Genomic DNA, 18,248 nt, shown 5'->3' on the forward strand with positions numbered 1-18,248 from the left:
AAGCAGGCGTTGAGCTTCCTCTACGGCGGCCACCAAGACCTCAGCATCCGTTCTCACCTTGCTCACCCTGACCTCCATCCATTTGGCGCTCCTCTTCCCAGCATCCCTCGAATCCGATCGCCGTTCGCGCGCCTCAGCCAGGGTGCATCAACGGGCTAGGAATAAGCCATGCGAACGGGCGATACCGTACAAGTGCGCTCGTGCGCCGACAGGATGACGCTGTGACAATCACAGGACATCGATCTCAACCTCGTTGCATCCACAACGACGATCCCCGCCCTTCGGCAACTGATCACTCCCTCTCGCACCATCTCTCCCAAAGCTACGGTAACTCCTGCGCGCCGGACCGCGAGTGCGTTCGCAATGTAGCTGTGCGTAAAGGGCACTTCCCGCGATCCGAGCCTGTCGCTGGCTACCACCAGCCATCGGGCAAGGCGCTGGTGCAATGTGTGCCGGGAGTTGCAAGCGGACAGCTGGGAGCTGTGAATCAGGATCGCCTGCACGTATCCCAAGAGCAGCGTTTCGAGCTCGGCATCTCGCTTTATCAACGCGATCAACTCGTCGCAGTGAATGCGCAGCGCGTGGCCTCGGACCTGCACGCTGCACCGATGTGGCGACACGCGCATGCCGAGAATCAACGGCACTCCAACAAAGTCTTTCCTTCCGAGTGTGTGGATCTCCACCGGCAGGCAATCGCCGGCGCGCGTCGTGACCGAACATCCGCCGCTCTCGATAAAATAGGCAAAACGAAGAGGAATGCCTCGGTCATAGAGCACCTGACGCTTGCTTAGCGGCACCCTCTCGCACCTTTCGAGCAAGGACTGGCGCGAGCGATCCGATAAACGTGAGATCAGTTCGTTGCAGCTGAGCTCGACGGATTTGCTCTCATAGCTCGGCCGTTTCAGGTCGAGCGCATCGCTCTCAGCAAGCAGCCGCATTGATTGATGTTCCATGTCAAGGCCAATTCTGGACCGCAACTACGATTGTCTGTAACATGGGGCAGATTGGGCGATCTCGGGAGTCAGGGTGACCGTCCGCGCTGTCAGGAAAACCCTGACGACCAGAACACGAAGGAAACTGTGGACGTGGGCGTTTCGTCGTCACATTCGGCTCCTGCTCACAGGGAAGCGAGAAGCTCGACTACACGGAGCGCAGCGCGGCGCCCGCTGGTCCTTGTCTTCATCGCAGCAGCGATGCCTCTGGCCCTGTTTGCCGGCTGGGTCGTCTTTCTGAATGCCCAGCAGCAACGCAATCATTCACAAGCGGCAGCGGTCGAAACCCTCGACAGCGTAGTGAGCAGGCTCGCCTCTGAGATCAGCCTGCAGCTCGAGATCGCGGAGACGATCGCGGCCTCCGCTACGCTGGACAAGCCTGATCTCGATGCATTCTATCGAGAGGCGACGCGGGTGAACGAGGCCAGGACGCTTTGGGAAACGATTCAGCTTGTTGATCCCAAGGGCAATCAGGTGCTGGACGTCACCCGTCCGCTGGCAGACGGAATGCGGGTGATAGCCGACCGGGAGAATTTCGAGCAGATCCTGAAGACGCGCCGGCCGGCGATCGGCGGTATCGGACCACCCGGTCCGGTCACGGGCAAACGCGTCGTTGCGGTAAGAGCGCCTGTCGAACGCGATGGGCAATTGAAGTTTGTTCTTACGATCGCCCTCGTCCCGGACGCGATGAGCCAGATCTTGAAAAGCGCGGGAGCTCCGACCGGGTGGGATGGCTTTGTCGTTGATGCAAAGGGCAACATTGTCGCTCGCACGTTCGGCGAGCAATCGGAACTCGGTCAGTCCGCCAGCGCTACCGTGCGTCAGGCGATCGCCTCGGCGCCGGAAGGAAGCTATGTCAAGACGACATCCACCGGCGATCAGGTCGACTCGATCTACAAGCTCATACCCGGCACGAGTGGTTGGTCGGTCCATTTCGGAATACCGACACAAGAGCTCAATGGTCCAGTTCAGCGATCAGCCATTTTCCTAGCCGGGGGCGGAGTGCTGAGCTTCGTCCTGGCACTTACCTTGGCCTGGTACACGATCCGCGACATCTCTCTTCGCAGGCGCGAGCAGGAGGCTCAGGCGGCCTTGGCGCTCAGCGCCAGTGAAGAGCAGCGCAGGCTTACGATTGATGCCGCAGACCTAGGCGTATTCAGCTGGAACTTCGCAACCAGGGAAGCGCTCGTGTCGCCTCGTGCGCGAGAGATGTTGCAGATTGGCGGCTCCCCTGACGGCGACACTAGCTTGCCTATCGATCGGATGCTGAACTGCATCGAACCCGCCGACCGGCAGCAGTTTGAGTCTTCACTTATAAGATGTCGTTCAGGAAGCGTCGCGATTGCAGACTTCCGGACCGCTCCTCCGCACAGTCGATGGTTGCGCGCCAGTGGTCGGCTCTCCCGGCTGGACCAGAAGAACCCAGATGTCGTCTATGGTGTCATTCTGGACATCGACGAAACGAAACGGGCCGAGCTGGAACGGCAGCGGCTACTTAGGCGTCTTTCCGAAGCAGAGGAAAATGAACGCCGTCGCATCGCGCGAGAGCTTCACGATCAAATCGGCCAAACGATCACAGGGCTCCTTCTGGGACTCAAGAACTTGGAACAGTTTCTCGGGCCAAGTCACAAGCGCAAGGTAGGGCTGGAGAAGCTCAACTGGCTCCAGGGATTGGCCAGAGGAATCGGCCGCGACATCCATCAAGTCGCCTCCGATCTTCGGCCGACTGCTCTCGATGATCTCGGGCTTTACAAGGCGCTGGAAGCCTTCTGTGTCGAGATCCAGCGGCGGTTCGGGATCAGCGTCGATCTTCAGCCCTTGGGCAGAAGGGAACGTCTCGGCCAGGATGTCGAAATCGCGGTCTACCGCGCAGTCCAGGAAGCTGTAAACAACGTGGTCAAGCACGCAAAGGCGCGAAACGTCAGCGTGGTGGTCGACCGGCGCACGGCAGAGCTGCGGATCGTTGTCGAAGACGACGGAAACGGATTTGACCTTCAGGACTTCTCGCGGAGTGATGCCCGCCACTCAAAGCTCGGCCTGTCGGTCATCGAAGAGCGCCTTACGATTCTGGGCGGATCCTTGGCGATCGAGTCTGAACCGGGCCGCGGCACTTCCCTCTTCATGAGAATTCCCGTGCCAGCAGAGGAGATGGGCTATGTGCCCGATCCGGATCACGTTAACTGACGATCATCCGCTCGTTCTGGCCGGGATGAAGGCGCTGCTGCAGGCGGTGGACGACATCGAGATCGTCGGAGAAGCAACGGATGGACAGACAGCGCTCGATATCATTCGCGAGGTCACGCCGGACATCGCGATCGTGGACATTTCACTTCCAGGCATCAGCGGCCTCGAGGTGGCTCGCACTGTCGCGACGCAGCTGCCTCAGGTTCGTCTGCTGGCGTTGACCGTTCACGAGGACCACGCCTACGTCCAGCCCATGCTCCAGGCCGGAGCCCGCGGCTATCTGCTCAAGCGCTCCGCGGCAGATGAGCTCGAGCGGGCGGTAAGAGCCATCGCCAGCGGAGGCTTGTATCTGGATCCCGCAATCGCGGAGAAGGCACTTCCGTCCTCTGCCGGCGCTCATCCGTCTGCCGAGACGACAGGCAGTGAACTCACGCCACGGGAGAGCGAAGTGCTGCGTTTCATCGCCCAAGGATTCAGCAACAAGGAAATTGCCGGCCAGCTGAACATCAGCATCAAGACCGTTGAGACCTACAAGGCAAGAGCCTTGGAAAAGCTTGGCCTGTTCACGCGCGCCGACATCGTTCGCTACGGCGTCGCGGTGGGCTGGCTGGGCCAAGCAGGGACGGGTGCCGCGGTCTGAGCCACGATCCACTTCGCGCCCGCCAGGATGTTGTGTGTCAGGATTATCCCGACAGACCTCAACTGCTGTCCCGACTGTCCGGCGAGCCGCCGCGCACTACTGTATCCTTCGTGCACTGGTCGAACAGGCTCGCTCGTCACAAGGGCCGATTTTGTTCTTGGTAAGCGCACGTTTAGCGGGTCGATCGGTCGTGGAGACTATAATGAGAAACGTACTCTTTCGAGGACGCGCCGGCCGACAACTTTTTGCGCAGTATCAGAAGCTGCCCCGGCTCAGAGCAAAAGCAGGTTCGCGAGCAGATGCCCGCGCAGCCCGGACCACGGGGATGGTCCTCGCCTGCGTATACGTCGCCTGCTTGCTGTTATCCGCGTATGCAATTGCTTGATCGACAATTACATCGTGCTGGCTACACCGGCACGGCACAGTATCCAGGCTTAAGCTCTCTGCAGGAGCGCAGATCAGCAATGGTCATCTGAATGGACGGCAGCCTGCTACTACTCGTCTTCGTCACGGCGCTTTCCGCTTTCGGCCTCGCGGCGCTGGAGGTCGCGGCCCGCCGATCATCTGGAGGTACGATCGGCGGTAAACCTCAAGCGACTAACGCCAAGCGGCCCGTGGAGTAATTCGACGTCCGTCCCGTTTGAATTCATGCGGAGGTTCGTCGTCTCTGCAAGGGGCCGCATTGATCGGACTGCAATCGCGACCTCGCCCCATCTGGAATTTTTCATCTCCTCAATGGAACGCGGATTGTGGCCAGGATCTCGGCCGCAGACGCTCAATGTCTGATCAGGCAACGGTCGTCTGCCCATGCGGGAGCCGGGGCAAGATGCTGCCAAGACAATTGTCAAATGTTACACATCGCCTGGATGGGCGATCGCCTGTTCCAAATTGCCGAACCGCCGCCGGAGCCGTTACCTTCTGTACTTCATTCCATAGCGGCTGTGGCCTTGATGTACGCGGCTGCTTCAATCGTCCAGCCCTGAAAGTGGAGTTCGGCGGTGCTTTCGCTCATGGACATTGCGGCCGTTCTACTTACGCTTTCGGCGGTATTTGGCTGGCTCAACCACAAATTCCTGCCTTTGTCCCGCAGCGTGGGACTATTGGTGATGAGCGTCACGACGTCGCTGTTTCTCATAGGCCTGGATGCGGCAATTCCCGCCGTTCATCTTCTCAAACAGCTTTCAGAGGGTCTCCGCCAGATCGATTTCGCAGAGATCGTGGTGAATGGGATGCTCGCGTTTCTACTGTTCGCCGGCGCATTGCATGTGGATTTGGCGACCCTTAGGAGCCGCGCAGTTCCGGTGTTCATTTTGGCCGTGTTCGGCACTTCGATTTCAACGGCGACCGTTGGTTTCCTGTTTTGGTGCATCTGCAGTCTCATGGGAATACCAGTGTCGCTGCCCTGGGCCCTCGTCTTCGGCGCCTTGATCAGCCCGACAGATCCCGTCGCCGTTCTGAGCACACTTCGCAACACTAACGTGCCGAGCGAACTGAAGATCGAAACCGAGGGCGAAGCACTGTTCAACGACGGCGTCGGCCTCGTCCTGTTCACGATCTTGCTTCAGTTTGCGAGTTCCGAGGAAGGAGCGCACGTTTCGGTCGCGGAGGTCGCAGAGTTGCTCATCCGCGAAGCTGGCGGAGGGATCGTGCTGGGCTTGCTGACGGGCTATCTCGCGTATCGCGCGATGCGGCTCATTGATGACTACGCGATCGAAGTACTGATCTCCCTCGCTCTTGTCACCGGAACCTACGCAATTGCGCTCCACTTGCACGTCAGCGGGCCGCTGTCCATGGTGGCGGCAGGCCTCCTCATCGGGGATCGAGGACCGCGATATGCGATGAGCGAGCAGACACAGAGTTATCTTTTCGCACTCTGGACCCTTATCGACGAGATCCTCAATTCAGTCCTGTTTTTGCTGATTGGGCTGGAGACACTGGTTCTACGTTTCGATCTTCGCAGCTTCGGTCTTGCGGCATCGACCGTGCCAATTGTTCTTTTCGCTCGCTTCGTTTCGGTTGCAGTGCAGCCTTTTCTGTTCGGGTGGACGCGGCTTCTCTCGATGCGCAACGCGCCCTTTTTGACCTGGGCCGGCGTTCGTGGCGGGATTTCTGTTGCACTTGCCCTATCGGTGCCAGATAGCCCGGCGAAAGTCGCTATTCTCACCTCGACCTATGCGGTCGTTTTGTTCAGCATCATTGTCCAAGGCTCGACCCTGGGCTGGGTTACAAGGCGCACCGTCAAACGAGCCCGATGAACCGGTGCCGATTCAACCGGACAAAGGTTCCGCAGGTGTTTGGGCCAAGAGCAACCCTGGACAGCATTGCCGCGGCCGCCACCGCCAAGTTCGGCGGCAGCGGAAATGTTGAAATCGCACGTCGGCAATGACGGGATGCCGGCCCGGGTCGCTATCACCGCACGATGAAGTTGATGGTGAACCCGAGGCTCAACTAATGTGCCAGGCTGGGCCGCGCCTTTTCGCAGGCGCTCATGCACCGGCGACACGCGTCGGCGCAGATCCTGCAATGTTCATGCATCTCAGCGTGTTTTTCACATTCCTCGCCGCAGAGCCGGCACGCCGCTGCACAGGCATCGAGCATTCTTCGGATCATCTCCTCGTCGGACCCGGTTCGGCGGGTCGCGATCCTCCCGGTGATGTTGCAGATGTCTGCGCAGTCCATATTCAGTCGGATGCATTGGGTCAGGGATTTTACATTGTCTTCCGCAAGACACGCGTCGGCGCACGACGTGCATGTCTGCGCACAGGAGTAGCACTCCTCGATGCAGCGAATGAGGGCGTCGTTTGTATTGCCGCGAACCTGCGGATGCGTGCTGATCATTGCTTGAGCTTGCATTGAATTCTCCATCCTTACCCGCCCCGCCTCTCCAATTGGCGTGCGCAAGAATGGTTTCTACTCTTGCGAAACGGACAGCGATCAGGGGTGCCCGGTAACCATCTACAGCTGCGTCATTCATGGTTCTGGTTCGTCCCCGGCGCTGCGGCCGCGGCTCTCCGATCACCGATCTCGAATGTCAACCAGGATGCCGTCGTACTCAATCGAACGGAACTCTCAGCGTTACGAAGTCCGTTCACGTCGACGCTTCGGCACTCATATCTTCAACGCGGCCGGTTCCGCGCGAGCGAGCCGCGGCGCAGACATCCTGTTCCGCGATCCGGTGCCTCCTCAGCTTCGCTCCAATGAACTTGCCTCGCTGGACGATAAGCTGAGGGGACGGGTCGAAAACATCCGGAGACCAGGCGAGTGAACGTAAATGGCAGCGAATAGCAACTGCGTGCCGAGAAGCGCAGCGGCCGCCGCAGTGCTCTGCAGAATCGAAACGCGGTTCGACAGGATTCCCGTTGCTATCGCAGAGCCGAGTGCGACCGTCGCTACGAGGCCGAAGGCGTTCTATTTGCCAAGGCGCGCTGGCCCAATGTTCGAACAAGGAGAAGCGCGATGTACAAGGCCACGACGGCCGCCATCGTGCGACTAGCGTCTCCCAAGCTGGGGCCAGTTCAACCATGGACCAGTTTCTCAGCTAGAAGCTCTCGCCTGCCCGGCGCGGCTACGCTCGATCGCGCCGGGCACTTCCTAAAGGCGGTTCATCACCACCGATGGCGCGCTCGAATCACCCCGTGATGATTCCGGTGATGTCGTGGCGCCCAGCCGTAGCTGTGTCTCCATGGGGGAGCACGCCGGACTGCGTAGCCCCACGGCCTGGGCGCAGACCAGCCGTGGCTGTAGCGCCAGGGGCGCGGGCCCCAGGTGTAGTAGCGTGGCGGTCCCCAGCCGTAGCCACCCCAATAAGGCGTGTAGGCGTACGCGGGATAGTAACCACCATAGCCGTATGGATAGCGGTACCTGTAGAGCGGCCTATAGCCCGCATAATAGTGAGGAGTGGCAATCGCTGAGCCGATCAATGCGCCCGCCACGAATCCGGCGCCGACGCCCCAACCGCCACGCCAGTGAACCCGCGTGAGATCGTCACGCACGAACGGCGTATGGTCCGCAGAATTCGCCGCCGCCGAGAGCGATGTCAGGGGTGCAGCCTGAATGCTGCCGACAGGCGAAATAGCTATCAGGCCCGTCAGAGAAAGAGCGAGTGTGAGTTGACGCATGTCTGGCTCCTGTCACTGCAGAGTGCGGTCAACTGAAGCCTGCTACCTTGGTTTCCAGGGTCAGGGAACGTCGGGGTACAAGCTGTACGGCAGTGTACAGACTTTATTTGGCACCGCAGACCGCAACCTTTCGACCACAGTCGCTGCCGCTCTTTCTCTCCAAGAACCATTCGACGTAGATCATACGCACCGCAACAAGAAGGACCGCAATAAATGGAGTCGCAACGATCAGGCCGATCAGGCCAAACAGAATCCCGAGAACCGTCTGAGAAAGCATCGTGAGTGCCGGCGGCAGCGCGATCGTCCGCTTTTGAATCCAGGGCGCGATCACGTTTCCCTCCAGCAGTTGAACCGAAAGGAATAGAAGAGCGACCCAGGCCGCAAGAACAGGAGACTGAGCCATGGCAACGAGAATTGCTGGAACCGCGCCGGCAAGCGCGCCCACATAAGGGACAAAATTGAGTATCCCGCCAGCAGGGCAAGGGACATCGCCAGTGGTAAGCCGATCAGGAAGATGCCCAGCCAAGCGGCAGCCCGACAATCGCCATATCTATGAATTGCCCGAGAAACCAGAGCCTGAGCGTGGCGCCGAGCTCTGCGGCAACTTCCCGGCCACGAGACCGCCAAGTCATCGGAAGAAGACGCAGCGCCCCGCGAAGATACAGTTGCGGCGATGCGGCGAGGAAATATCGCCGTCGCGCCCGTCACGATGAGGCTGCCGCCGATGCCGAGGACAGAGCCGACAACACCCGGGACATAGCCCGTCAGACCCGAGCGCAGGGACCTTCCCGCAATCTGCAACTGCTGGGCCAGCACTGAGCCCCATGAGCTGCCTTCCAGTTCTCGCCAGACTCGCTGGAGTTGCGTTCTCAGCTGCTGGCCGATCTCGTTGCCCTCTTCCAGAAAAGCGCTGCCGCGCCACCACAGCATCGCACCGAGCGTGAGGCCGATGGTGAGGATCACGCAAAGCAACGACGGGGCCCAGCCGTGTTCCCCGCCGGACGGCATCGCTTGTCCCTCGCAGGACGCAAGCGATGACGATGGCGCTGAATGAGAGCAAGAGGAGGTCGCGAAGCAGCCACACAGAAGCTGCGAGGAACAAAGCGATTGCGCTCACCCGAAGGGTGCGCTCGATATCACGGACAGAGTCATCCCGCTGATCTTCCAACTAATCTCCCGCTGTAGTGGCTCTTTGCATAATTGAATGAAGCAGCGACGACCTCTCAGCCTTACTCCAGGCGCGCTCAGCACGCTCGCAGGGCAGCAAAGCCGCTGAAGGAACGACGCGTCTGTTGTTCTTGCCAAAGCAATGCGGCAGTGGCGCATGCGACAAATGAGGAGATGCGGCCGTGGAGCCCAGCGACGTGATGCCAGCCGCGTGGTTCAGCGCGCTGGATTGAGTGCAGCTGGCGACGAACGGCCCATCGAAAAGCGCAGCGGCACAAGAGTGCGATCGAAGGCAAGCTTGGCTTCGGAGGTGACAGGACAGCCAAGTGAGCGCGATGCAGACGTCGGACACAACGGCCCGTGCGCCCACTCCGCAACTGCAGTCCGACTCCAAGCCAACCAAGCGAGACTCTCCGTCTCACGGTCATTTACGACTGCTGAAATTCCTTCATGTCCAGCCGCAGCCCTGCTCTGCTCGCCTGTTCCGCAGTGACGTAGGGAAGGCCGTAATAGCTCAGCTTCGGACTCCACCTTCCTAATTGGCCCGGGTAAGGGAACGCATATGTCCCTCCGCCGACAGACGCTTCCCGCGAGATCACGACGGCCGCTAACTTGCCGGTTCGATCGAAGACAAGATCGGATACGTAGCCATAGCCCTGCCCCGCTTGCAAGCGCGCGTAATCGCCGATGACCTTCGAGATCGAGAACTCATGCGACTGGTCCCGCCCTTGATCGGGATCAAAGAACAGACCGTATTCCCGCGATCTGAGGTCAGAGAAATCCGCCACGATAGCGCCTTCGTGAAGCGGACGCAGTACGCGCTCGAATGGAATTCGTGACATGAATTCCGGCTCTTCTTTGGTTCTGAGGCCCTCGACCAACAAAGAAACGATCTTGCCTTCCTCCGCCACGATCACGTTCCGAACTGCTCCTAGATACTCGCCCTTCAACGAAAACACAGCGCTCCCGAGCAATCGGGAGGCACGGTATCCATCGTAGACTGTGCTCGCGAACTCCTGGGATTGTGTCGGCTGAGCCGGCGGAACTTTCGGATCAGCTTGCGCAGGGCACGCGGAGATGGCGAACGCACCAAACATGAGAGCTGTGACGAAGGTCTTCATTGGGTGCATTGTGGTACTCCCTGCGCTAAAGTCGATTGCTCGACTACAACCAGATGCGAGGTCAGGAGTTCTGCGCGACGCTCCGAACATTGTCCGCTACCGTGCCAAACGGCGCGCCGGCGGAGTCTCGGTCGTCAGATTCTGCCGCCTCGCTCTCGGAGTGCCTCGACGGGAATGGAGCGCGAATGACCACCTTCGAAGCAAGGTGACGCAGCCGTGACTGCCGGCAGGATCATCAGACTGCCAAGCTGTTTCAGGTAACTGCAAGCTTCATCCAAGATCCCGTGCCAGAACATCGATCGGGAATCCGGGCAACGCGACGTTCGATCAGTCGCTCGCACATCCACTCCTCGGCAGCAGGAGCTTATTCGGCCGCATCGACTGCGAATATGCGAGGTGTTGACTCGTCCTACCGACTTAGTCGACGAGCTCCGCCGTCCAGGAACCACTCGGTAAAGCCTTGTCCGGTCCGCCATAGGTTCGGAACACCGAACGAGCGTTGGAGTTTCACCTGTCGGTGGTCGCGCAGATGAGTGATCAAGTGAGGAAAGTGGATCCATCCTACGTCGTCGTTGGCGCCACGATCTTTGTGGTTCTGACGATCTGGTGCGGCTGGATCGCCATTTCGTTTACCGGCTTCTCTTGACCTTTGCCGACGCAGCAGATGTCGGAAGACCTGCAGGGAGCGACTCTCAGGTCTTCTTGAATCTCACCGGCGTCCCTCGCGCGGCTCCTCAGAACGGATCCGGCACCTCGCACGTCGTTTCCACTGCCTGAGATGCTATGCGAGACCAGCGACAGCTAGAAGCACCGTCGATTGCTTCTTGAACGCGGTAAGACGACCTGAGCCATGACGAAGTCGCGCATGCAACGAACTGAGCCTTTGCGCAAGGTGCGAGATCCCGCAGTTTTCAGGTTCATTAGCCTTGCGTTCACGCTAGTCCAGGCTCGGCCTGGACCTGGGACATTTCACTGCCGGCCAAAACAGTTGGCCGGCCCTCGTTGAAAGGCCGGCCTCCCTCTCGGCGATCGTGCGTCTCTTGTTGTTTGGATCGCATCCCATCTGCTCATGAAAGCAACCCCGTCGCAAGCCAGGCAATCGGAGCCGAACGTGCGAACTTCAATTTAACTGGTACGCTGCCGCACGAAGAGGAGGTGCGCCATAACCGAAGAGATACTTACCTGCGGCGATTGGATGTGCCTAGGAGCATTTCAGCGCTGGCAAGATCGATAACGTCACGCATCAGCCCAGCTGACGACTCTCGCCATTGGAGGCAATCGTTCGTGGCGGGTTCCGCAATGATGGTGCTGTGGATCGGCAAAGGTCCGCCCTTGAAAGTTGGTACGCGACCGTACATCCAGCTCGTATGCCAAAACATTCGTGGGATTGTCCGGTCTCCCCAATGTGGCAGAATCGAGCATGGAAATGTTCGCCGGCCCAACGCTGTGGTCGCGGGCTCCGTTTGGAGCCGCGGTTCTGAGCTCAAAGGTGGTCGTCAATGCGCCAGTATTCTCAGCCGATCGACCGCAACTGCCGCATGAAAGCGTTGCAGGCCGCCCTGCAGGAGGTTGGACGGCCGATACTTCCCGCGTCCTTTGTAGGAGCTCTAACAGGTGCAGCAGTTTGGCTCTTCATTGCTCGGTTTACGGCATCCAGCGGCACCTCACTTGCCATCTCCGTTGCCGTGACGTTCATGGGCGCTTACTTGCTTGTGGAGCGTCAGGAGCTCAGGTTCAAGCGCGCCCTGGAGCGAGAGCTCAAGAAGATGACGGGGGGGCAACTTGAGCCGGAAGGCAGCAATCAGACCCGTTGCCGTACTTCCGATGAAACCGGCAGAGATCCTCGAAGCTAGGTTAGCCCGATGTGCGGCACTGGCAGCTTTCGGTGCCCAAAGGCAGAATGCGGCATTTGTTCGAATCAGTCGGACTGTGAGCGGGGCGGATTGCTCGCGCACACCGGGTGAGCGCTAGGTGCGGAAGCCTTGGGCGAGTTAGCTTGGCCGGCCAGTGTCGCCCATCCGGAGCCGCCTGCATCGAGAGGCAGGGTCCGCTGCAGCTCCTGACTTCGGAAAATATGAGCCTTCGCGATCATCTGGGCGCTCACCGGCGCGGTCAGGAACAGGAACAGCGTGATCAGGATTTCGTGGATGCCGACTGCCTGATGGCGCACCAAGAAATAGAGCATGGACGCGATCAGCAAGGAGCCAATCCCGAGCGTCGTCGCCTTGGTTGGGCCATGCAGGCGCCGCATCGTATCCGGCAGCTTGGCAAGCCCGACCGATCCGACGAACAGGAACGCGCCGCCAATCACGATGAAAGCGGCGCTCGCCATTTCGATAAATGCCGCCATGGTCATCACTCGATCACATTGCCGCGCAGCAGGAACTTGCAAAACGCGACGGTTGAGACGAACCCGACCATAGCGAACAACAAGGCCGCCTCGAAGTACATGGCGGTTCCGAACACGATCCCGGCCACGACGATGAGGCCGATCGCATTGATCACCATCGTATCGAGTGCAAGGATGCGGTCGGTCACGTCCGGCCCTATAATCAGGCGGTAGACGTTCAACAGGATGGATGCCGCGATCGCGATGATGGCAAAGGCGCAGCTGGCAGCGATCATGCGAATATCCTCATCAGGCGCCGCTCGTAACGGGACTTGATAGTGGCCACGGTGGCGGCGGGGTCGGTTATATCAAGGCAATGCACCAGCAGCGATCGTCCATCGGCGCTCAGATCGGCACTCAACGTCCCCGGGGTCATAGTGATCGTGCCCGCCAGGGTGGCGATCGCCTCCGGGCTTTCGAGAGAGAGGGGCACCGTGACGAATTGCGACTTCAGGCTTGCTCCGCGACGGAATAGAACAAGATAGGCGACCTGCACATTGGAGACGAAGATGTCCCAAAGCACGATGGCAAAATATTCCGGGATCGGCAGCGGGTTTCGGATCTTCGACCGCCCCGGCCAGTAGGGGCTGGTCAGCCAGGCGATCACCACCCCGAGCAGCAATCCGAACAGGATAGCGCCCCATGAGAGGTCGTTGATCAGCAGGCCCCAAACCAGAGCGAGGATCACGACAAGCACGGGATGAGGCAGCAATGCGCGCATCGGCCTATTCTCCCGTGAGGCTCGAGGTTTCGCGCGGCTGCAGCACCGTCGCGATGTAGCGCTGCGGCGAGAGCAATTGTTCGGCGGTGGCGGTCATGTCGTCCATCACCGGACCAGCGAAAAAACCCAGGGCCGCCACTGTCGCAATCATGCCGGCAATCACGAATGTCGGCAGCATCGGCACAGGTCGCACCGCCGACACCTGCGGTAGCTCGATCCGGTTCCAGAAGATCTGAATGCCGCTGCGTGCGAAACCGACGATCAGCAGGAGGCTCGTGATCAGGACCGCAGGCCAGATGGTCGTGGCATGGGAAGCGGCGCGTCCGGCCTCGAGGATCAGGAGCTTGCCGATAAACCCGGCGAGCGGCGGCATGCCCACCGTCGCGATGGCGAGAAGGAAGTAGAATCCTGCGAACAATTCGGCATGCTGCTGATACCACCCGAACTTTGCGCGGCCGCCTCTCCCGGGAGCGAGAAGGCCGGCGAGCAGAAACAGCGCGGCGCTGGCGATGGTGCTCTGCACCGCGTAATAGAGCGCAGCGGCAAGTCCGGCGGCGCTGGCCAGCCCGATGGCAATGAGCAACGTTCCCATCGAGGCGATCAGCGAATGGCAGGCAAGATCAAGCAGGCGGCGGCTTGCCAGCACCCCAATTGTCCCGATGACGAGCGTCAGCATCCCGGCCGGCAGAATCCAGGGCGTTGCGAGGTCCGACAGCGGGCCTGCACCGGAACCGAAGATCAGCGTATAGACACGGATAATCGAATAGGCCCCCACCTTGGTCATTATTGCGAACAATGCGGCGGCAGGCGGCGACGTCGATCCGTACGTCGGCGGCAGCCACCAATGCAGCGGGACCATAGCGGACTTGATTGCGAACACGGTGAGCAGCAGAAGCCCCCCGACTGCGAGCAGCGCCTGATCGGCGGTCGCGACTTGAGGTACCTTCACGGCGAGGTCCGCCATGTTGAGCGTGCCAGTGACAGCATAGATCGTCCCGACCGCGAGCAGGAAGACGGTCGAGCCGATCAGGTTGATTGCGACGTAGTGGAATCCGGCTTTCAGGCGACGGGCGCCGCCGCCATGCAGCATGAGCCCGTAGGAGGCGATCAGAAGCACCTCGAAGAATACAAACAGATTGAACAGGTCGCCCGTGAGAAAGGCGCCATTAACGCCCAGCAATTGAAACTGGAACAGAGCATGGAAGTGCCGTCCGCGCTTGTCCCACTCGCCGATCGCTGCCAAGACCACGCCGACGGCAAGCAGCCCGGCCAGCAGCAGCATGGTGGCCGCCAGCCGGTCCAGCACCAGCACGATTCCAAACGGCGCAGGCCAATTCCCAAGCAGATATGTTCGTGGTTCGCCGTCGCTGGCGCCGACGTAGAGCCCGATCGCGACAGCGAGCTGACATGCGGTTGCCGCCGCTGACAAAATCCGCTGTCCGGCCAGACTGTGGCGCATGGCCAGCACCAGCATCGCCGCGGTCATTGCCGGCACCGCGACAGGAACAATTAGCCATGCATCTGTCATCGGAAACGCTCGTCGCGGGGTATGCCGCACGACTCCTCGTCGCGCCGGACATGCAGAGCGACGTCGTCAGTGCCCGTCTCAAGAAAGGCCCGTAGCGATAACACCACGATCAATGCCGTCATCCCGAAAGTGATGACGATCGCGGTGAGGACGAGTGCCTGCGGCAGCGGGTCAGTGTATCCGGCAGCGGACCGGCTGACAATCGGGGGCAGGTCGATCGTAAGCCGGCCCATTGCGAACAGGAATACATTTACCGCGTAGGAGAGAAATGACAGTCCGATTACCACCGGAAACGTGCGCCGCAGTAGGATCAGGTAGAGACCGACGGCAGTGAGCGCACCGATTCCTGTAGCGACGAGAAATTCCATGCTCATGGATTGCGGGCCTCCATCTGGTTGGATGCCTGCTCTGCGCGTTCTTCCACGCGAGATAATGTCGCAAGCGACAGCAGGCAGGTGCCGACCACGGCGAAGAACACGCCAATGTCAAAGGCCATTGCGGAGGCCAGTTCCACTTCGCCGAACACTGGCAGGTTGAAATAGCCGAACGTGCTCGTTAGGAACGGCCGGCCGAACAGGAGCGCTGCGAGGCCGGTCGCACCTGCGATCAACACACCGCCGCCGATCATCACATGGGCGTCGAAGCGAGCGCGGCGATGCGCCCAGACATAACCGCTCGCCATATATTGCATGAGGAAGGCGATGGCGACGATGAGGCCGGCGATGAATCCGCCGCCGGGCATATTGTGCCCCCTCAGGAGGATGTAGGCGCCGACCATCAGCGACAGCGGCAGCAGAATGCGGGTCACGACCGTCAGCATCAGCGGGTGAGGGTCGTGGGCCTGCGGATCGAAACGCACCCGTGCGAGCCGGCGCCCAGCGGCGCCCTGCATCGCGGAGTCGAGCAAAGCGAAGATCGTTAGTGCCGCGATCGCGAGCACGATGATCTCGCCAAATGTGTCGTAGCCGCGAAAGTCGACCAGAATGACATTCACGACATTGGTGCCGCCGCCGCCGGGTTTCGATTGTTCGATGTGATAGCCGGAAATGGGCTCGAAGTTGCGCGTCATCACGGCGTAAGCCAGCGCAGCTACGCCAACTCCTGCGACCATCGCCAGTCCGCCAGCGCCGAGCTTTGCACGCAAGGGCGATTCGTCAGGCGTCGTGCGCGGCAACAGATTGATCGCGAGCAGAAGGAGAATCGTAGTTACCACCTCGACCGAGATTTGGGTCAGCGCGAGATCGGGAGCCGAGAACTGCAGGAAGGCGAGCGATACCACGAGCCCGACAATGCTGGTGACGATCAACGCGGTCAGCCGATCGTAGTGGCACCGGACGATCATTCCGCACGCCAGGAGCAAGACCAGCCAGCCCGTCACAACCGGTAGCGTGGCGGGAAGAACGGCGCGACCGCCTGCCATTGGCGCGGGCGCCGCCCCCAGGAATCCAGTCAGGGCCAGGATGCTGATGGTCCCGACGATGATGCTCAGGTAGCGCGGTAGACCTCCGCCATTGATGCTGCTGAGGGCAAGCCGCGATGCCCAAATTACGGCTGCGAGGGAAGTCATGAACATCGTCATGGCATCGGCCCGTGGCGCGGCGAGGCGCAAGCGGTTGGCGGACGGGTAGATCCACAACAGCACGAGGCCCCCCGCAAGTGCGAGCGAGCTCATTGCCAGTGCGGGAGTGAAGCCGTGCCACAAGGCGAGGTGAAAGTCTGGCAAGGTTCCGTGTGCGACCGCGCGCGCGGTCAGTTCGATCGGCACGGCGAATGTCGCGGGCACCACGCCGATAGCGATGACCGGGATGACCAGCACTGCAACTGGCAGCCACATCCCGAAGGACGGGTCATGCGGGTGGCGCGGGTAATTGCTCCGCTGCGGACCGAGAAAGACGTGGAAGATCAACCGGGCGGAGTAAGCCGCTGACAGCAGCGCTCCGACGGTGGCAAAAAGCGGAAAGATCCAGGCCTGTCCCGCGTAGATCGTGTGCGACGCCTCCTCCAGCATCATTTCCTTCGACAGGAAGCCGTTCAGCAAGGGTACCCCAGCCATCGAGGCTGCGGCGACGATGGCGAGGCCTGTTGTGATCGGCATGAGATGACGCAAACCGCCAAGCCTGCGGATGTCACGCGTGCCGGCCTCGTGATCCACTATGCCTGCGGACATGAACAACGCCGCCTTGAAGGTGGCATGATTGAGGATATGGAATACGGCGGCGACGACCGCCATGCGGGTGCCGAAGCCGAGCAGCATCGTCAGCAGTCCGAGATGGCTGATGGTCGAGAATGCGAGCAGCGCTTTCAGATCATCCTTGAACAGGGCAATCCACGCCGCCATCACCATCGTGACGAGGCCGGTCAACGAGACGATCAGGAACCATTCCTGCGTGCCGGACATGACCGGCCAAAGACGCGCGAGCAGGAAGACACCAGCCTTCACCATGGTCGCCGAATGCAGATAAGCGGATACTGGCGTCGGCGCGGCCATCGCATGCGGCAACCAGAAGTGAAACGGGAACTGCGCCGACTTGGTGAACGCTCCCAGGAGGATCAACAGCAGTGCCGGCAGATAGAGGGGTGAGGCTTTGATCGCTTCGCCGCGGTTCAGGATCTCAGTCAGCTCGAAGCTGCCGGCAGAATGACCGAGCAACAGCATGCCGCCCATCAGCGCAAGTCCACCGGCGCCCGTGACCACCAAAGCCATGAGCGCTCCCGCACGCGAGGCCGGCAGGTGATACCAGTAGCCGATCAGCAGGAAGGATGTGAGGCTGGTGAGCTCCCAGAACACAACCAGGAGGAGGATATTGTTGCTCAGGACGATGCCGACCATCGAGCCCTGGAAAAGCAGGAGGTAACAGAAGAACCGACCCATCGAGTCGCTGCGGCTCAGGTAGAATCGCGCATAGAGGATGATCAGCAGCCCGATCCCTAGGATCAGTGCCGCAAAGAACAGGGCAAGACCGTCGGCGAAAAGCGAAACCGAGAGGCCGAGTTGCGGTAACCACGACATGTTCGTCTGCGGGACGCCACCAGAATAAACGGCCGGAGCTTCCGTGAGTAGAATGACGAGTGCGAGTCCCGTGATGGCGGCTGTAACGGTCGTGCAGACATTCCGCCCCGCTTGGATTGCGAGCGGCGGGATCAGAGCCCCAACGACCGGCAGCAAGACAACAAGCGAAAGTTTCATCTACGAGTCCGTTACAGCTGGCTGTCATTGTCGGGCGATTCGGTCGACCAAGTCTCCGAAATCTTACGATAACGCTCTCGGCATCGAAGGGTATCCGCCAGCCTTCATGCCATACCGGCTCCGCACCGACGCAAGACCGTGACAGTTGGCCGCAGTGCGCTGATGTGCATCAGGCCGCAACGCGAGTGATCGCGGAATGGG

Annotated in this window: 16 protein-coding genes; 4 read left to right on the plus strand and 12 right to left on the minus strand. The window is 60.4% G+C overall.

Annotated elements, in window-relative coordinates:
- Positions 1 to 155: 155 nt before the first annotated feature.
- Positions 156 to 938, minus strand: a complete 783-nt coding sequence (locus K408_RS0101815; RefSeq protein ID WP_245265869.1) for a Crp/Fnr family transcriptional regulator — start codon at positions 936 to 938, stop codon at positions 156 to 158.
- Between the two features lie 255 nt (positions 939 to 1,193).
- Here K408_RS0101815 and K408_RS0101820 point away from each other — a divergent pair, with 255 nt between their 5' ends.
- From K408_RS0101820 to K408_RS0101835, 3 genes are all read left to right on the plus strand, one after another.
- Positions 1,194 to 3,176, plus strand: coding sequence for a sensor histidine kinase (locus K408_RS0101820; RefSeq protein ID WP_024337419.1), 1,983 nt, complete (start codon positions 1,194 to 1,196; stop codon positions 3,174 to 3,176).
- Positions 3,148 to 3,816, plus strand: coding sequence for a response regulator (locus K408_RS0101825; RefSeq protein WP_024337418.1), 669 nt, complete (start codon positions 3,148 to 3,150; stop codon positions 3,814 to 3,816). Before K408_RS0101820 ends, K408_RS0101825 begins: the two co-directional genes overlap by 29 nt.
- A gap of 998 nt (positions 3,817 to 4,814) precedes the next feature.
- A complete protein-coding gene (locus tag K408_RS0101835) occupies positions 4,815 to 6,071 on the plus strand; it encodes a cation:proton antiporter (RefSeq protein ID WP_024337417.1) in 1,257 nt (418 codons plus the stop codon).
- A 193-nt stretch (positions 6,072 to 6,264) separates the two neighbouring features.
- On the opposite strand, the gene K408_RS43255 is transcribed toward K408_RS0101835, so the two are convergent.
- From K408_RS43255 to K408_RS0101855, 5 genes are all read right to left on the minus strand, one after another.
- Positions 6,265 to 6,681, minus strand: coding sequence for a four-helix bundle copper-binding protein (locus K408_RS43255; RefSeq protein WP_035697770.1), 417 nt, complete (start codon positions 6,679 to 6,681; stop codon positions 6,265 to 6,267).
- Between the two features lie 740 nt (positions 6,682 to 7,421).
- A complete protein-coding gene (locus K408_RS40870) occupies positions 7,422 to 7,934 on the minus strand; it encodes a hypothetical protein (protein WP_080654819.1) in 513 nt (170 codons plus the stop codon).
- Between the two features lie 103 nt (positions 7,935 to 8,037).
- Positions 8,038 to 8,379, minus strand: a complete 342-nt coding sequence (locus K408_RS43260; protein ID WP_230646540.1) for an AI-2E family transporter — start codon at positions 8,377 to 8,379, stop codon at positions 8,038 to 8,040.
- Positions 8,262 to 8,897 carry a hypothetical protein gene (locus tag K408_RS43265; RefSeq protein ID WP_230646541.1) on the minus strand — a complete coding sequence of 212 codons (636 nt, stop codon included), beginning with the start codon at positions 8,895 to 8,897 and terminating at the stop codon, positions 8,262 to 8,264. The genes K408_RS43260 and K408_RS43265 overlap by 118 nt, the downstream gene beginning before the upstream one ends.
- 632 nt (positions 8,898 to 9,529) lie before the next feature.
- Positions 9,530 to 10,222 (minus strand): PRC-barrel domain-containing protein, encoded by a 693-nt coding sequence (locus K408_RS0101855; RefSeq protein ID WP_024337413.1) that lies wholly within the window; start codon positions 10,220 to 10,222, stop codon positions 9,530 to 9,532.
- A gap of 1,499 nt (positions 10,223 to 11,721) precedes the next feature.
- Here K408_RS0101855 and K408_RS0101865 point away from each other — a divergent pair.
- Positions 11,722 to 12,075 (plus strand): hypothetical protein, encoded by a 354-nt coding sequence (locus K408_RS0101865; RefSeq protein ID WP_024337412.1) that lies wholly within the window; start codon positions 11,722 to 11,724, stop codon positions 12,073 to 12,075.
- A gap of 65 nt (positions 12,076 to 12,140) precedes the next feature.
- Here K408_RS0101865 and K408_RS37500 read toward each other — a convergent pair whose 3' ends face one another.
- The 6 genes from K408_RS37500 to K408_RS37505 are packed head-to-tail and all read right to left on the minus strand — an operon-like array spanning position 12,141 to position 18,047.
- On the minus strand, positions 12,141 to 12,572 hold the full coding sequence (locus K408_RS37500) for a Na+/H+ antiporter subunit G (protein WP_024337411.1): 432 nt from the start codon (positions 12,570 to 12,572) through the stop codon (positions 12,141 to 12,143).
- Between the two features lie 5 nt (positions 12,573 to 12,577).
- On the minus strand, positions 12,578 to 12,847 hold the full coding sequence (locus K408_RS0101875; protein ID WP_024337410.1) for a K+/H+ antiporter subunit F: 270 nt from the start codon (positions 12,845 to 12,847) through the stop codon (positions 12,578 to 12,580).
- The gene (locus K408_RS0101880; RefSeq protein WP_024337409.1) at positions 12,844 to 13,332 is read right to left on the minus strand and encodes a Na+/H+ antiporter subunit E; all 489 of its coding nucleotides are present in this window, start codon (positions 13,330 to 13,332) and stop codon (positions 12,844 to 12,846) included. Before K408_RS0101880 ends, K408_RS0101875 begins: the two co-directional genes overlap by 4 nt.
- Positions 13,333 to 13,336: 4 nt before the next feature.
- Entirely contained in the window at positions 13,337 to 14,860 is a 1,524-nt protein-coding gene (locus tag K408_RS0101885) for a monovalent cation/H+ antiporter subunit D (protein ID WP_024337408.1), read from the minus strand.
- Entirely contained in the window at positions 14,857 to 15,228 is a 372-nt protein-coding gene (locus tag K408_RS0101890; protein WP_024337407.1) for a Na+/H+ antiporter subunit C, read from the minus strand. Before K408_RS0101890 ends, K408_RS0101885 begins: the two co-directional genes overlap by 4 nt.
- A gap of 2 nt (positions 15,229 to 15,230) precedes the next feature.
- The gene (locus tag K408_RS37505) at positions 15,231 to 18,047 is read right to left on the minus strand and encodes a monovalent cation/H+ antiporter subunit A (protein WP_024337406.1); all 2,817 of its coding nucleotides are present in this window, start codon (positions 18,045 to 18,047) and stop codon (positions 15,231 to 15,233) included.
- Between the last annotated feature and the right edge of the window lie 201 nt (positions 18,048 to 18,248).

This window comes from Bradyrhizobium sp. in8p8 (assembly GCF_000426845.1).
GTDB lineage: Bacteria > Pseudomonadota > Alphaproteobacteria > Rhizobiales > Xanthobacteraceae > Bradyrhizobium > Bradyrhizobium japonicum_C.

Coding starts and splice junctions, on each gene's coding strand:
- K408_RS0101815 (WP_245265869.1), bottom strand. CDS start 938: ATGCGGCTGCTTGCTGAGAGCGATGCGCTCGACCTGAAACGGCCGAGC.
- K408_RS0101855 (WP_024337413.1), bottom strand. CDS start 10,222: ATGAAGACCTTCGTCACAGCTCTCATGTTTGGTGCGTTCGCCATCTCC.
- K408_RS0101880 (WP_024337409.1), bottom strand. CDS start 13,332: ATGCGCGCATTGCTGCCTCATCCCGTGCTTGTCGTGATCCTCGCTCTG.
- K408_RS37505 (WP_024337406.1), bottom strand. CDS start 18,047: ATGAAACTTTCGCTTGTTGTCTTGCTGCCGGTCGTTGGGGCTCTGATC.
- K408_RS40870 (WP_080654819.1), bottom strand. CDS start 7,934: ATGCGTCAACTCACACTCGCTCTTTCTCTGACGGGCCTGATAGCTATT.
- K408_RS43255 (WP_035697770.1), bottom strand. CDS start 6,681: ATGGAGAATTCAATGCAAGCTCAAGCAATGATCAGCACGCATCCGCAG.
- K408_RS0101825 (WP_024337418.1), top strand. CDS start 3,148: ATGTGCCCGATCCGGATCACGTTAACTGACGATCATCCGCTCGTTCTG.
- K408_RS37500 (WP_024337411.1), bottom strand. CDS start 12,572: ATGGCGGCATTTATCGAAATGGCGAGCGCCGCTTTCATCGTGATTGGC.
- K408_RS0101885 (WP_024337408.1), bottom strand. CDS start 14,860: ATGACAGATGCATGGCTAATTGTTCCTGTCGCGGTGCCGGCAATGACC.
- K408_RS0101820 (WP_024337419.1), top strand. CDS start 1,194: ATGCCTCTGGCCCTGTTTGCCGGCTGGGTCGTCTTTCTGAATGCCCAG.
- K408_RS0101865 (WP_024337412.1), top strand. CDS start 11,722: ATGCGCCAGTATTCTCAGCCGATCGACCGCAACTGCCGCATGAAAGCG.
- K408_RS0101890 (WP_024337407.1), bottom strand. CDS start 15,228: ATGGAATTTCTCGTCGCTACAGGAATCGGTGCGCTCACTGCCGTCGGT.
- K408_RS0101875 (WP_024337410.1), bottom strand. CDS start 12,847: ATGATCGCTGCCAGCTGCGCCTTTGCCATCATCGCGATCGCGGCATCC.